At 66.8% G+C, this 425-nt stretch carries 1 protein-coding gene; it reads left to right on the forward strand.

Annotated features, from left to right (window positions below; genetic code table 11):
• Positions 1 to 425 (forward strand): EamA family transporter (locus HR086_RS47645; RefSeq protein WP_174468985.1); only part of this gene is annotated, 425 nt, incomplete at both ends.

Here is a 425-nt window from a genome sequence, read left to right on the forward strand (position 1 = left end):
GCTGTTCGTGCCGCGCCCGAAGATTGCGCTCAAGTGGCTGGTGGCTTACGGCGCCACCATCAGCTTCGGGCAGTTCGCGTTCCTGTTCTCCGCCATGTATGTGGGCATGCCGGCGGGGCTGGCCTCGCTGGTGCTGCAGTCGCAGGCGTTCTTTACGCTGACGATTGCCGCCATCGTGCTGCGCGAGCCGATCCGCTGGTTCCACCTGGCCGGCATGGCGGTGGCCGCGAGCGGCCTGGCCGTCATCGGTATGGCGGGTGGCGGCTCGGTCACGGGCATGACCACCGCCGGCTTCCTGCTGACGCTGTGCGCTGCGTTTTCGTGGGCCAGCGGCAATATCGTCACCAAGCGGATCGGGCCGGTGAATGTGGTGAGCCTGGTGGTGTGGGGCGCCGTCATCCCACCAGTTCCGTTCTTCCTGCTGT

The sequence above is a fragment of the Myxococcus sp. CA039A genome (genome assembly GCF_013336645.1).
Taxonomy (GTDB): Bacteria; Myxococcota; Myxococcia; order Myxococcales; family Myxococcaceae; genus Myxococcus; species Myxococcus llanfairpwllgwyngyllgogerychwyrndrobwllllantysiliogogogochensis.